Below are 15,483 nucleotides of genomic sequence, written 5' to 3'. Positions count from 1 at the left end.
CTGCCCCATCCCAGCCCCGCCACGGCGCATGGCTTGCCTGCGGCGTGGTCGGCGCCACCCTGCTGGCGCTGATCGCGCTGGGCCACGACGGCCGGCGCATCGCGCAGCTCGCGGTGCTGGCATTGCCGATGGTGCTGTGGCTCGCATGGCCGCTGCGCAGCGCGCGCATGCGGCGGCTGCGCACGGTGCTGGTCTGGCTCTGGGCCATGGGCTTCGCGCTGGACGCCACGGTGCGGGCCTACCTGCTCGACACCTACCAGGCCGCGCCCGACGGCGCCATGGTGCTGGGCGCGGCAGCCAACACCAACGCGCGCGAGAGCACGGAGTACCTGTGGATGCACTGGCGCTCGGCCGCCGTGTGGGGCGCCTTGCTGGTCGCCTCGGGCCTGCTGGTGGGCATGTTCGCGCGGCGCGGCGCGGTGGCCGCGACAGCAGCGCGCCCCGCCCGCTGGATCACCGCGCTGCTGGCGCTGGCGCTGGTGGTGTCCTGCGTGGCCTATGCGAGCAAGCCGTGGAGGCGGCTGCATCCCGCGATCTTCTGGACCCAGTGGGCCCAGTCGGTGCGCACGCTGCAGGCCGCCTGGGCCGACCAGCAGCAGCAACGCGACCGCCTGACGGCGCAGGCCAAGGCCATCGCGCCCGTCATCACGCAGGCCGGGCCTTCCACCGTGGTGCTGGTCATCACCGACAGCATCAACCGCGACAACATGGGCCTGTACGGCTACGGCCGCCCGACCACGCCGCGCCTGCAGGCGCATAAGGCGCAGACCGGCGAGCAGATGGCGGTGCTGAAGAACGCATGGTCGGTGGACGCGAGCACCCTGCCCGCCTTGCGCAACATGTTCCGCTTCGGCCTGCCCGACAGCGAGAACCCGCCGCACGTGCTGGCACTGGCGCGCGCCGCGGGCTACAAGGTCTGGTGGATCAGCAACCACGACGACCTGGCCATCGAGCAGCAGCATGCGCGCTTCGCCGACGTGGTCGACATGGTCAACCGCACGCCGGGCCGCGCCAGCGCCTCGCTGGACGGCGAGGTGCTCGACTGCGTGCAGGAAGCGCTGGCCGACACCAGCACCGAGCGCAAGCTGATCGTGGTCCACCTGATGGGCGCGCATCCGCACTACAGCCTGCGCTTTCCGGCAAACGCCAACCCCTTCGACGACGACATCGACGCGGTGGAAAACGGCCTGGTGAAAAACGGCCGCTCCTCATGGGTGCGGCGCTTCCGCCAGGAGTACGACGCGGCGCTGCTGTATCACGACTTCGTGGTGTCCGAGCTGCTGCAGCAGACGCGCAGCGCGGGCAAGCCGCAGGACTACCGCGCGTGGATGTACCTGTCGGACCATGGGCAGGAAGTGGGCCACGTCAGCGACCGGGCGGGCCACAGCCCCTCGACCGCTTCGGGCTACCGCATTCCGGCCGTGGTGTGGCGCAACCAGCAGCCGCTGCCGGCCAGCGAGATGCAGCAGCCGTTTCGCGCGGACTGGACCGGCTGGACCCTGATGGACCTGCTCCACATCCAGTGGAACGGGCAGAAGCCCGAGCGCGACGTGCTGGGCGGCGCCTACCGCTGGCAGGCGCCGGAGATTCCGGTGGCGGTGGAGTCGTTCTCGCGTTAGCTCGTAAGCTGCACAAGCACTTGACGCATCAGAAGCTCGCGTTGAGATTGAAACCCAGCGTGACCTTCGCTGTGCGATAGCCCTCCGGCTTGCTGATCGGCGCGCCGACGAAGAAGTCGTAGCTCAGCTTGCTCCACTGGCCGCGTACGCCGATGACTGCGCCGGCAAGGCCGCGGCCGAGCAAGTCGACCGTCGAACGGCCGCCGACGTGGCCATAGTCGGCACCTACGTACAGCTCAGCCCCGCTTTGCCCCACGGCCCATCCGATGTCGTTGCGGATGAGCCAGCCGCGCTCGCCCATCAGGGTCGTCTCTCCATCGAAGCCGCGCACCGTGTAGCGCCCGCCGATGGCGAAGCGGTCTTGCGGCGTGAGTGGCGTGCGGTTCCACTGAGCGCGGATCAGGCCGGAGTAACGCAGCTTCTGTTCGCCAAGCTTGAATGGAGCGTTCAGGCTGATGTCGGCGGTGTAGAGCTTCAGGCGCGAGGTGCCCTCGCCGAACTCTTCTTCCGGCGCAGCGCGTGAACCAAAGCCGCCGGTGCCGCGTTTGTAGGCCAGCGTGCCTTCGAGCGTCGCCTCGCCGATGAACTCCTTGTGGTTCAGGCTGAACTCCCAGCCGCCGACCACGCGGTGCTGCACCTCGACCTCGGTGTCGTCCACGAAGTTGCGCGACTCGCGGCGCCAGCCCTTGACGGCCACCGTGGTCTTGCGGCGCTGGTCGCGGTAGAGCAGGCGCGAGAGCTTGACCTCCGCGTTGTTGGACTTGCCAGCGTAGACGTAGTCCTGGTTCAGGCCGGTCACGCTCTGGTGGTACTGGCTGTTGGAGGCCGTGAGGCCCAGCAGCCAGTAGCCATAAGGCAGCGAGTAGTGAACGGTCTGGCCTTCGGTGCCCTTGGCCGGATCGCTGAACACGTGGTTGTTGACGTTGTGGTTGGCGCTGACGTAGAACAGGTCGTTCAAGCCGAAGGGGTTGTCCAAAGACAGGGTGGCGCCGGCCTGATAGCGGCCGGTGGCTTCGGTGCCGCTGTCGTCGAGGCTCAAGGTGGCGCGCCATTTCTTGGACTGGACGTACTTGACGACGAGATCGCTGTCGCCGGGCTTGGCATTGGGCGCAGTCGAAGGCTCGATCTGGATATCGGCTTCGACGGTGGGGGCGCGCTTCAAGTTCTCCAGGCCCTGCTCGATGTCGCGCAGGTTCAAGAGGTCGCCGGGGCGCGCGGGGATGGCCGTTGCCAGCAAGGCGGAACTGCCAAGTAGCGCGGAGGAAGAATCAGACGTCGTGCGGATGGCTGCGATGCGGCCGGGGACCAGCGAGAGGGTCAGCGCGCCGGCAGAGAGATCCTGCGGCGCGGCCAGCACACGGGTGGTAACAAAGCCGCGAGCAATGACGGCTTGCTGCGCACGCGCCAGTACCACATTGACGCCGGCAGTACCGAGGCAACGGCCGACCGGCGAATCATTGCCCTCAGGGCCGGACAGATCGGCAACGGCCCATTGGAAAGATTCTGACTGTTCGCCGACCAGCAACACGCGGTCGATGCGGAAGCACGGCGACTCGGATTCGGGAATGCGCTGCGCCGGAGTTGGTGGTGCAGCCTGCGGACGCTGGTCGACGGTGCGTTCGTTCTGCTCACGCAGGGCACGCTCACGCTCTTGCTGGCGCTGCTGCTCGACGAAGGGTTGTGGCGTGCTTGGCACCTGGGCTTGAGCCAGCAAATGTCCACCAATCAGCACGCCGGCCAACACGGCACGCGAATACGTTTTCAATTTCTCTCCCTGATTGTTTTTGTCTGCTTGCACCACCCAAAGGTGATGCAAGCAGTGCCAAGAGTCGCGCGTGTCGATCCTCGCTCGACCTCGGACTCAAGGTCCTGCCGACCGAACCACCACCGCACCTGGTGAGACCTGCGCGCGAATGTTCTGAGCAATTCTTGCCGCCAGCGCATTGACAGCATGGTCGTAGCTCTGAGCAACCTCCTGCGGATGCTCAAACAGTTCATTGAAGCTTGACCAGTGATGGTCAGGGTTCGCAGGCACGCTCCACGACGCCTTGTTGTTTGTCGCGTCAGCACCGTAGTAAAGCGTTTCGCTGTAGAGGCTATCTTCCGTCTCGCCCCGAACCAGATAGGCACTCAGGTTGACGCGCGGAACATAGTCTCTTGAGAAGCGAGCGGAAAACATGCCGACCTCGTTGAGGTAGACGCGCAGCACTGCCTCGGTCGGAGGCAGCTTGCTTTCATCAATTGCAGACTGCGCTGCTCGCTCCGATGCGCCTTCGACCACCTGTGCTTCATAGCCTCGCGCAGTCAACTGCCGAACCAATGCTGCCGTGAGCTTCGGCCCCATGTCTTTTCGCGTGGCTTCCATGCGTTCATTGAAGTCTGAACTCTTGATGCGGTCTGCCAGCGACTGCCACAGCACGCCGAGCGGGATGCCCTTGTTCTCGGTATGCATCTTATCGATGGGCGCCACGGGAACCACCACCACGCGTGCCACCGGAGGCTGCTGCACAGGCGTGACAGGCGATCGGGCACAACCTACCAAAAGGCCGAATGTCAGAAGAGCGGTTAAGAGCTTGATACGCATGGAAACTTTGATCAACGCACTACTGCTCGCATCGACTGAAGGCTGCTCGCAATGTTTGACCAATCTTCTCAACTGGGCTATCGATTGCAACAAAAGAATCCTGAATTCCGTCGCCTTTTTCGCGCCCCCAAAGCTCTAATTTTTTATGAATCGTGGGAGATATCTTTATCTCATCAGCGACCATCGAGACATTGCAAAGCAACATCTTTTTAAACAGTGAATTTTTGTTTTTGTATTGATATTTCTCAAGGAGCGAGGCTACCCAAGCCGCGTAGCTTGCCGCAATCCTCGCTGGATCAAAGAGACGATCAAATTCTTCCGAATTTTCTGGCGTTACGAAACGACTTTGTGTCAAAGCCTCAACGACCGCCTGCCCCAACTCTTCATCTGTAGCACCAGCAGCCATTTGACATTGATATCGCTCTGCATCACTTACGCAGCTTCGATATCCTGATTTAGCTTCGACAAGAAAAAAATCACCATTAAAAAACGCTGAAGCCCATTTTTCATGCACTGGATCCACAATCAAATACCTCTTCTAATGAATTGCCGATACGATCACTTTGACGCCCACGGACTGACCATACGAGATTGCATTAAATATCTGCCCCCACTGCGCCGGGGTTGTGGCGGCGGGCACAGCAATCACCAACTCTCGTCCGACTATTTTACTTGAGTCTAGAGTCACCCCGCTCAATGTGGCATCGGTGAAATTGGCTGCAGCATCGACATTTTTCTTGATTGAATAATAAACGCTGGTTGGGTCTTTTATTTTTGCAGCAGTAAGCGTATCAAGAGTCTTTGCGCTGGTCGCAATACCGGTTCTTGGGTCGAAGAAATCAAATACATCAAAATTCTGGGGCAACCTTGCATTGGCAGGCATCTGCGTCGCTATATAGTCCTCCCAAGGCATGCCCTGCGCTTGATTTCCTCTACCCCACGTAATCCTGATATTGCTGTTGTCCACCGCGGCAGTCCATGGTGGCAGTGGACTCGGAGGCACATCGACGATCTGTCCTGTCCCAGACAGCACTTTTACCTCACCTGTCGTGGTGTCCACAATGCCGCGAGAGCGCGCCGGCAGACCGGGCAAATTGAAAGCGTCATAGCCCGCAGGCGCTTTCCAAGCCGCAGAACCGGCACCGACCTCCGCGGCGCTCTCAGATGCCGCCCGTGCAGAGCTCAACGCCTCGGGCACGAATATCCGCGTCTCTCTGCCAGCACTACCGAGAACCTCGATCAATCGAATCCCACCACGAGCCAACCCGTACGCCAGGAGCGCTACATCTTCGGGCCCCATCCCGGCCTGAAGCGCTTGTGCGTTGACCTGCGCGGTGCTCCATGCTTGCCTGAGCGTGGCATCGTCACACACGTAGGGACCATTGCCGCACCCCAAAGCTGCTATCTCTTTGTTGATGAATTCCACAACTTTGGAGCAGTCCACGGTGCAACTGCTGGCCAACGCAGTAACGCGTTGATCGCGCCGGAAGTCCAAATTGTCGAGCCGAGCGGCCTCAGCGCAGGCTTTGTCGTTGCCGCTGTAGCAATCGGCGCGCGCCTTTTTCCGAGCGACATCCTCGTCATGGCTCAAATAGTTGTTTGCCGCCGCATTGGACCCTGCTTGGCTGCCTAGATTGATCTGCGCAGCATCGCCTCCCGTAATGGCAACCGCAAGCCCGGAAATCATGGCTGCAAACTGAGTCGTGTCCGCGCGTTTGCCATAGGTCTCTGCAGCCAGTTCGCCAATGGCGGCTCCCAGGGCACCAGCACCACACCCAGCCGCGTTGTCCGCACGCGCAGCCCCGACCATGCATCCAGCAATCGCATGGGCGACCTTGTTGGTGAAATCGTCAATGACGCCAGCCTGTGTGAGATTCCCAATCTCATACGCCGTCTGAGCAGCCACAGTGTCGAGAATGGCGTTTTCGAGGCTTTCCTTCAGGTTCTTCTCGAAGCTCCCCCCGTTGATAGCCGTTCCGATCACCGCCCGTGCCGCGCTTGCGATCAGGTTCTGCCGCAACTGATCAACAAATGGCTGCGCTCCGCCATTGAGCGTAGGTGAACCAGTCGGATTGAGATCCATCACCCCGAGAACGCCCCCGGTGACGATGGCCGTCAGCAGGTTCTTCACATTGGCGCTGCTGCCCAGATCGTGCAGAGCGGCCGCCAGATCGCCTTGGTTATTGATGAGAGCGACTGCGGCTTGGCCGGCCAACGCTGAAATGCCTGCTGTGACGGCGCCGCTCACCACAGTGGAAACGGTGAAACCCGTGGACGCTATGAATCCCCCCTCGCCCAGGACAGCCACGCCACCGTTCACGGCCGTACCCGCCGCCTCGCCAGCAGCAGCACCAAGCTCGGAAGCCGCGCCTGCGGTGAAGTACGCGGCCACGATCGTCACAATGGCCGCCCCCTCCGGCGTGAGCCCCTGCTGGTCGTAGTTCCAGTTCTTGTGAGCCTCCTCAACCCTTTGCCAGTCGATCTTGTCCTTGAGCTTGGGATCGTTCGTCAGCTGGTCCACCCATCCCATGCCCGGCTGCTTGGCCAACTGCTCGACGCTGTCCCTGGCGCCCAGACCAGCCTGGATGTGGTTTGCAGTGACCGTCAGGTTGCCAGAATTGAACTGGTTGTAGTTGGTGGTCTGGTCGCTTTGCCCCTTGTCCTTGTTCTTTTGGTAGGCCAAGTCACGACCTTGACTCGTGGTCTGCTCGCTGTGCTCGGTGGTCTGAGTGCCAAGAAGGAGCTGATCGGCTTGCAAGGTCAGCGTGCCGGGCGTGTTCACCGTCGTACCGGCCATGGCCAGCGTATCGACGGCCTCGATAGACACGTTCGCCCCGTTGAGGGTCGTGCGCGTCAGGCTGCTGTCTTCGACCTTGGTCTCGGTCGCCTTGCGGGCGTTGATGCCTGTGCTGGGGTCATGCCAGAGGATCTGGCCCGGTTCAATGCCCCTGGTGCGCGAATTGGTCGACCCAGTGACCGAGCTGCTGTTGGTCGCGGCCTGAATGACGACATTGCCGCCTTTGATGCTGATGTCCTTGGCCGCATCGACTTGCACACCTTGGAGAAAGACGCTGCCTCCCTGGAGCAGCACGCCCCCCTGGCTGCTGGTGATCGTGCTTGCGGACGCCGTGTCAGTCTGGACGCTAGCGCTTGTGGTGGTGGCCTTGCCATAGGGCAGCGACGGCATGGTCGGCGTACCAGCAAGCAATCCTGTCAGGCCGCCGATGCCTTTCTTGTTGCTCTGCAATTCGGCGCTGACGCTGCCGGTGTTACGGCCCTCGACGATGGCGAGGTTTCTGGTGGCGCTGATCGCCACACCCTGCGTACCGCTGATGTGCGAGCCTTCAATGCCGATGTCTCTACCGGCATCCATGGACACGACTCCGCCCGAGAATCGGCTACCCACGCTGGCCCTGAAGTTGTATTCGCCGGAGAGCGTGTTGTCGGTCCGGCTGAAGAGCCCCTTTTCCTTCCACTCGCGCATGAAAGCGCCCGACACATCGATCTGCCCCGCCGCGATGTTGATGTCGCGGTCGGCGTGCATGCTCAACAGGCCGTTGCCTGCATCGACCGTCGCCTGCCGGGCGTTGATGTCGCGGCCGGCATTCAGGAGCGTAGTCCCGTTGGTCGTGATCGTCGTGCCGACTTCCTTGTTTGTGATGGAGTAGCCGCTCCATTGTTCGCCCAGGGCGAGGATCGCCGAGGACGTCGTAACGGTCCCAAGGTTGATGTCGTTCTTTGCCGTGAAGGAAGTGAGACCACCTCCTCCTTGGTTGGATACGATGGCACCGACCAGATTGATATCGCGCCCGGCGCTGGCGACCAGCGTGCCGCCGGGGTTCGTCACATACAGGCCTGCGACACGGTCGATGCCCGTGTTGCCGAGTGGACCGGAGGCCGTCGTCGTGCGGACGTTGATGTCACGCCCGGCCTCCAGCGTCAGCTTGTCCCGAGCATCGATCACGCCGCCGAGGTTGTTGATGTCGAGCTGGGCCTTCAGCCCCACCTGACCACCGCTGATGCGGCCGCCCAGGTTGTCGATGGTGTTGGCGTTGATGCTGACCAACTGGCGACCGGCGATGGTGCCCGTGTTGACCAGGTTGTTGTCCTTGCCATCGATCTTGACCTGGTTGCCCGCCAGCAGCGCCCCCGATCCGTCAATGTCGCCGGGCCGCACGCGCACATAGACCTGCGGCACCAGAACGCGCTGCGTCGTCCCGTCTGGCAAGGTCACGGTCTGCTCGACCAGCCAAACGATGTCGCTGGTGAGCTGAGCCATCTGCGCTGCCGTCAGTGCGACTCCGGGGCGCAGGCCGTATTGCTGTGCGAAGGTCGCGCCCGCGTTCATCAGCGCCGCGTATTGTTCCTCATCGTTGCTGTAGCCGTCCAGGTAACGATAGCCCGTGAGTTGGGCAACCTGTTCGCGAATGAGCTTCTGCTCGTAGAAGCCATCGCCCAGCCGCTTGAGTATGTTGTTGGAGTCAAGACTGAGGCTGTTCAACAGGTAGTCGCTGCTGAGCCAATTGCGGTAATTGGCAAAGCGCGGATCAGTCTCGACCAAGTAGCTCCCGCCCGTACGAATGCTGAACAGGCTGGCCGTGGGTATGCCGATGCTTGGCGTGCTGGTTCGCACCACCATCGGCACGGTCCGGCTCGCACCGGCTTGGGCCGACGAATCCGCCCCCTGTGCCGGCCCACTCACGGCAACATTCGTAGTGCTCGTGCCAGCAACTGTCCCTGCCGTGCCGACAGGTCCGCTTGCGCCTGACGCTCCGCCCGCACGCTGGCCGTCGGCCCTGATCACGCCCCCAACATTGGCAGCGACTTCAACTACGACGCCCGGGCCGCTTCCACCGTTGACAGCCCCGGCGCCACTTGCGTTGCCCGTCGCACCGCCAACAGGTGCGACCCCGGCGTTGAAGCCTTGACTGGCGTTGATGTGTTCCTGGTACTTGTACGCGCCCAGAGAGACCGATGTCGGGGCGGCAAAGAGCGGAATGTTTACGCCCTGGACCGCGCCTTGGTTGTCGATCACATTCGCAAGGCCCGTGACTGTGCGCTGGCCGTTCAGCTGACTTGATTGGTAGCTGGTCGCGGTGATCGTTCCGCCAGCCAGAACCTGGCCGTTCTCGTTGTAGAGACGCCCATTGACGCTCAGGTTTCCGCCCGCCACAAGGCGAGCAGGGTCGATGTTGATCGCGGTGTCTTCAGTGGTCGTGAGGTTGTTGGTCCAGATGGCATAGCCGCCGATACCGACGAGTTCGCCGGTGTCTTTCCGGAACACGGAGCCGCTGGCCGGATCGACATTGACTTCGTTCAAGGGGTAAGTCGTGGTCCTGCCTACACCGCTGCCCACGAGCGTCTTGGGGGCGATGCCGGTCAGCACTTCAGACGTCACCTTCGGCGTACCCATCTGAATGTGCACGTCCCTGTTGTTGACGTTGGCCATCGATATGGTCATGTCGCCCAGAGATTCGATGTCGGCGCTCAGGTTATCGAGCGTGCCGCCTTGGCCAGTGGCCTGGCGGTTGGCATTTAGGCCTCCTCCGATGAACATGTCACCCGAGCTGAAAATCAGTGCGTGCTCGCGGTTCGTGATGGAGCCTGCGCCCATGTCCAAGGTGTCGCGCGCCGCAATGGTCGCGGCCTTTGTCACGCCATTGGCAGTCTCCGCACCATTCTCGAGCGCGCCCACGCCAATGGAAATTGCGTCGCCGTAAATTCGACCCGTGCCGATGTTCTTTAGCGTGCCGGCGTTGATCTGCGTTGCACCTCGGCTGTCGATCAGGCCTCGATTGGTCAGCGTACCGCTAGCGTTTACCACGGTATTCGGACCGGACATCTCCGCATTGGCGGTGTTGTCGACGTTGTTGCCGCCTACCGTGAGGGTCTGGCCGGCCAGCAGCTTGCCGTTGTTGGTGAAGTTGCCTGTGGTGGTGTAGCTCAGGTTTCCATTGGCACTCACCTCGCCGTTGTTGACGATGTCCTGCTTGAGTGCAATGCCCAGGTCCTTGCCCGACACAGCCCTGCCGTCGCCGCTGAAGGTGGCTGCATCGATCTTCAGGCTCTTGTCGGCCACCAACGTGCCGTTGGTGTTCACGAGGTTCAGCGTCTTGGCACCGGGATTCGCGGCATTCGGATCGACGACAGCCAGCGTATCGCCGGCCGAGACCAGCCCGCTCTTGTTGCTGACAGTCCCTCCGCTGGTGATGGTGGCGTTGACATCGGCGCGGATCGCCCCCGCGTCGTTGTTCAGCGCACCGGTGCCGATGACGACGTTCTTGCCTTCAATGCCTTGGTCGGTGCCCTGGGTATTGGTGTTGACGATGGAGCCGGCATTCAGCGTCGTCGTGGCCAGCGAGCGCACAAGGCCGCTCGAGTTCTGGATGTCTGAAGCATTGATCGAGACATTGCCCGCTGCCTGTGTTTTACCGCCGTTGTTCTTGTAGCTCGCGCCATGCGTGTTGATGGACACCGCGGACTGGCCAAGCACCAGGCCACCGCCGGTGTTGGTGAATGCCAGTGTGTCGGCGGTCAGCGCATTCTTCGAGCCGACGAAGCCGGCTGTGTTGTTCAGCGCGCCCGTCTTCAGGTCGAGTGTGTCCGCGCTGGTGATGCCGCCCTGCTGGTTGCTGTAGCTCGACGCATTGGTGTTGCTCAGGCTCTGACCATTTGTGTTGATGGTCATCGCGCCACCCGACTGGATCAATCCGGCGTCGTTGGTCAGAGCGCCGGAGCTGATGGCAACCGTCGTGGTTGCGGCCATCGTGCCGCTCGCACCGTTGTCCAGCGCGTTGCCGCGGGTGTCCACGCTCAGACTGTCACCGAACACCTTGCCCGATCGGTTCAGCAGTCCCCCATTGCTCAAGGTGGTGATTGCGCCTGCTTGCAGGGTGCCACTGTTGTTGATCGTCTGGCCCATCGTCGTGACAGCCAGCTTGCCGTTGACTGCGGCGGTAGTTCCCGCGCTGTTGTCCAGGCTGGCGCCGCCAACCGTGGTGTTGCCGTTGGCCGCGAGCGTGCCACCGACGTTCGTTGCAGTGCCTGCGATGGTGGCGCCGAGGTCACCGACCGCAGTTACGCTGCCAGCGTTGTTGTTGAGGCTGCCTGCTGCGATCGTGGTGTTGCCGCCTGCGCCGATCACACCCTTGCTGCTGTTGTCGAGAAGGCCGCCGACGTTCAGGCCGAGGCTGGAAGCCTCCGCGGCGCGAATGGAGCCGCCTCTATTCAACAAGCCGCCTGCGCGAATGCTTATGTTGCCGTTGCTGGCAATGACACCCGCGTTGCTGTTGTCCAGCGCACCGACCACGGTGATGCGCGTCGCATCGCTGCCGGTCTGGACAATCTGGCCACCGCGATTGCTCAGCGAGGCTGCGTCGATGGTGATTTGTTTGGCGCTGGTTGCTGCCTTGCTACCGTCCTGGTTGAAAGCCCCTGTCATGGCGACGACCAGGGCGTTGTTCGTCGTGATCTGGCCGTTGGCGCCATCGAAGCTGCCGCCTGCGATGGTCAAGGTGCCGTTGCCCGCATGCTCGATCCTGCCGGCGTTGTTCGTCGCCGCCCCCACCTGCAGAGTCAGGTCCTGACCATTGCTGGCAATGCGCGAACCATCGTTGTTCAACGTGCCGCTCACGGCGATGGTGGTCGCGCCCGCGCCGGTCTGCACAATCTCGCCAGCATTCGTATTGGCGATGTTCGACGCGCTGATCTGGAGTTGACGCGCGTTGAGCTGACCAACCTCGTTGACAAGGGTTTGCGCAGAGTTGCCGGTGGCGGTGATCACCAGCACGCCGGGGGTAAACACCTTGGCCTTGCTGGTGATGACATCGCCCTGCGTGGCCGTGATCGCAATGTTCGCGGCGCTGGTCTGGCTGGCCGAAAGATCGACGCTCGCGCCTTGCAAGGTGGTGTTGCCGGCCGCAAGATTAGTTCCCATCGCCACGAGCGCGCCGCTGGCGCTCACGCGGAGGACCCCCGTTGCGCCGAGCTTGCCATCGCTCTCGATGCCGGCCCCCATCACACCCGAACTGCCGCCTTGCACACTGCCAGCTGCGACGCTGGTGTTGCGTCTCGCGGTGATGCTGCCATCGTTGGCCAGTTGCCCGTCCACCAACAAGCTGGCGTCATTGCCACCGCGCAGGCTCCCTGCATTGGAGAGGCTGCCTGCCTTGACCGTCAGATTGGTTGCTGCTGCGACATAACCAGAGGCATTGGCCAGCGCGCCGCTCACGTTCAATTGCGCCGCGGCCTGGGTCGACTGGATCGAGCCCTTGTCGTTGCCAAGAGAGCCCGCACCGAGCACAAGCGCTTGGTTGGCGACCAGCGTACCCGTCGTATTCGTCACGGCGCCTTGAACTTGGGCCGTGAGCGTGTTCAGCGCGGAGACGGCGCCGCCCGTGTTGTCCAGGCTTGCGGCAGTCAGCGTGGTGCTGCGGTTCGCGGCAACGGTGCCGCCTTGGTTGCTGGTCGCTCCGCTCGTGGTGCTCGACACATCCCCCGCAGCCGTGAGGCGGCCCGCATCGTTGTCGAGGCTGCCCGCCTTAAGCGCGGCGTTGCCGCCGGCGCTCATCTCGCCTTGGCGGTTGTCCACCAGGCCTGCTACCGTCACCGTCAGGTCCGACGTCTGGGCCGCGCGAAGAGTGCCGCCCTTGTTGGTCAGGCTGGCAGCGGCGAGGTCGAGGCCGCCATTGCTCGCCAGCGTTGCACCGCTGTTGTCGATGGCCCCTGATGTCACGATGCGAGTGATGCCGGCGCCTGTCTGCACGATCTCGCCGCCGCCGGTGTTGGCGATGTTCGAGACGCTCAGGTTGAGCTGGCCGGCGTTGAGTTGGCCGCCATCGTTGACCAGCGTTTGGATGGGCTGGGCATTGGCGTTGATGCTCAAGCTACCTGGCGTGACGACGGAGGCCTTGCTCGTCACGACATTGCCCTGCGTCGCAGTGACCACGACATTGGCGGCGCTGGTCTGGCTCCTCGATAGATCGACGCTTGCGCCCTGCAGCGTGGCGTTGCCCGCCGCGAGGTTGGTGCCGTTGGCAACCAATGCGCCGCTGACGGTCATGCGCAGGTCGCCAGTACCGCCGAGCTTCCCGTCGCTCTGCACGCCCGCGCCGAAAACGCTGGCCGAGCCCCCTTGCACGCTCCCCGCGGTGATTGTCGTGTTGCGGCCCGCTGTGACATTGCCTTCGTTGGTCAGCGCCGTACCGACCGCGATGTTCGCGTCATTAGCACCGCGCATGCTGCCGCTGTTGGCGAGCGAACCGGCCTGGACGTTCACGTCGGTGGCCGCATCGATGCTGCCCCCGCTACCGTTGCTCAGGACGCTGGTCACGCCGAGTTGAACGCTGGACTGCGCCGACTGAATGCTGCCCTGGGTGTTCTGCAGCGAGCCGGCGTTCAGCGTCAGCGCCTGATTGGACGTCAGAGTGCCGCTGTTGTTGATGCTGGCCCCCGCGACCTTCGCGCTCATCGCACCCGCGGCCGATAGCGAGCCGCGTGTGTTCTCGAGCATGCCGCCGACCGTGAGGCCGGTATCGGTTGCACTGCTCAACACGCCGTCGGTATTGAGCAGATCGCCGGAGGTGGCGATGTTCAGACTGCCCGCATTGAGCTTGCCACCCGTGTTGTCGAACGTACCGACGTTCGCCCCGAAGCTTTGGCTGACATTGAGCGTACCGCCCGCATTGCTGAAGCTCGGCCCCGCGACAGCCATCGTCGCCACATTGAGCGAGCCCCCCGCGTTGTTCACCTGCGGCGTGTTGAGCGTGATGGGGCCGCCCGCGTAGATCTTGCCCCCTTCGTTGGAGATGGTGCCGCCTGCGGCGATCAGGCCTGGTGCGGGTGGTGTGTAGGTCGCCGGGGTGGAACTACCCCCGGTGCTGGTGCCGCCTGCGTCCGTTGTCGATGGTGTGGCCGTGCCCCCACCGCTGCTCGGCGTCGAGGCCTCTGGAGTTGCGGTTCCGCCGCCACTTGCACCGCTACTCACGGGCTCGGCACCGACCACTCCACCATTGGTATTGCTCAGGACCGGCGAAGCAATCGTCAGGCCCGCCGAACTGCCCTGCCGGATTGTGCCTCCACGGTTGGAGATGTCGCCAGGCGTGGTCAGTTCAACGCGCTGCCCTTCCATCGTGCCGATGTTCTCAAGGCGGCCCGCTGCCGTAACGACCAGCCCACCGGCACCGGCTCCGATGTTGCCAGCGTTACGCACGCCCAGGCCGGCTTCGCTTCCGATCAGGACGATCTTGTTTGCGTACATGCCGCCCAAGGCAGCGACGTCGAGCGCAAAGGTCAGCGCAGTGCCAGTACCTGTCGTGGGCGTGAGCTGGCTATGGTCGGCGCTGATCTGATTTGCACCGGTCACCACCTTGAGCTCGCTCGCCCAGATGCTCGCGTTGGCCTGCACAGCGCGCGCAAGAATGGCCGCGTAGTCGGTCTTGCTGGCATCGAGGCCCGCACCGTCGATGGTGACGGTTCCGCCACGAACCAGGAAACTGTCGAGACCGCCCACGGCATTGAACTGCGGTGTGCCGGTGGTGAGCGTGGCCCGGCTCGCATTGATGAAGCCGCCGCCGTCGACGCTGATGCCCGCCGGGTTTGCGATGATCACTTCCGCGCGCTGCCCGCCCACTTCGATGTAGCCGCGCAGCTGGCTGGGCGTTCCGCCGTTGACCTCGTTGAGGATGATGCGCGCCGGGCCCGTCGCCAGATTGGGGTTGCCCTGAACGAACCCACCCAGTTGGGTCTGCACGTTCACCCGGCTGTTGTTCAGGATGGCGCCGTTCGCGCCGACGCTGAACTGGTTGTAGACGTTGCGCGAGACGCCCGCGGAGGAAGGGGTCTGGATGTTGACCAGCGGCACGCCATTGGGGGCCGTCAGCACAGTCGGCCGCAGGTTGCCGGGGACGTTCGGGGCTCCGGCGATCTGGCCGTGTGCGGCACCTGCGATCAGTACACCTGCGAGTGCTGCAGCACCTGCGGCGGTCGTCGCCCTGCTAGCGCCCTTCCCAATACTGGTGGCCGTTTCCTGGACCACCATGCGCATCCCTCTGGCCGCGTTGAATACCACGCGGTGCAAGTGCCGATTCATCGCTCACACTCCCTCACAGTTGTCATAGCTCAGCATCATTTGTGACCAAATGAAAACTGAGGACCGCGATTATGGGAGGGCAGCGCGTGTTTACAAGGTATTAATGCACGCTTTTAAACGCCTGAAAAACATCAAATCAGGCGAGTTAATTCATATTGTTTACTTTTGACGTTGCCGATGTCGTTGCGTCA

Annotated in this window: 5 protein-coding genes; 1 reads left to right on the top strand and 4 read right to left on the bottom strand. The window is 62.9% G+C overall.

Annotation, left to right across the window (positions count from 1 at the left end; translation table 11 throughout):
• Nucleotides 1–44: 44 nt before the first annotated feature.
• On the top strand, nucleotides 45–1,619 hold the full coding sequence (locus AC1RVW_RS26825) for a sulfatase-like hydrolase/transferase (protein ID WP_493203633.1): 1,575 nt from the start codon (nucleotides 45–47) through the stop codon (nucleotides 1,617–1,619).
• Between the two features lie 28 nt (nucleotides 1,620–1,647).
• Here the strand turns inward: AC1RVW_RS26825 and AC1RVW_RS26820 are convergent, their stop codons facing one another.
• From AC1RVW_RS26820 to AC1RVW_RS26805, 4 genes are all read right to left on the bottom strand, one after another.
• On the bottom strand, nucleotides 1,648–3,363 hold the full coding sequence (locus tag AC1RVW_RS26820; RefSeq protein ID WP_493203632.1) for a ShlB/FhaC/HecB family hemolysin secretion/activation protein: 1,716 nt from the start codon (nucleotides 3,361–3,363) through the stop codon (nucleotides 1,648–1,650).
• Nucleotides 3,364–3,480: 117 nt separating this feature from the next.
• Entirely contained in the window at nucleotides 3,481–4,203 is a 723-nt protein-coding gene (locus AC1RVW_RS26815; RefSeq protein ID WP_493203631.1) for a hypothetical protein, read from the bottom strand.
• A 19-nt stretch (nucleotides 4,204–4,222) separates the two neighbouring features.
• The gene (locus tag AC1RVW_RS26810) at nucleotides 4,223–4,726 is read right to left on the bottom strand and encodes a contact-dependent growth inhibition system immunity protein (protein WP_234382990.1); all 504 of its coding nucleotides are present in this window, start codon (nucleotides 4,724–4,726) and stop codon (nucleotides 4,223–4,225) included.
• A 15-nt stretch (nucleotides 4,727–4,741) separates the two neighbouring features.
• Nucleotides 4,742–15,292, bottom strand: a complete 10,551-nt coding sequence (locus tag AC1RVW_RS26805) for a two-partner secretion domain-containing protein (protein WP_493203630.1) — start codon at nucleotides 15,290–15,292, stop codon at nucleotides 4,742–4,744.
• Nucleotides 15,293–15,483: the final 191 nt, after the last annotated feature.

The organism is Variovorax sp. MPBD4-3 (assembly GCF_058809745.1).
Note: the sequence above shows the minus strand (reverse complement) of the source record. Positions and strands in the feature narration are given on the sequence as shown.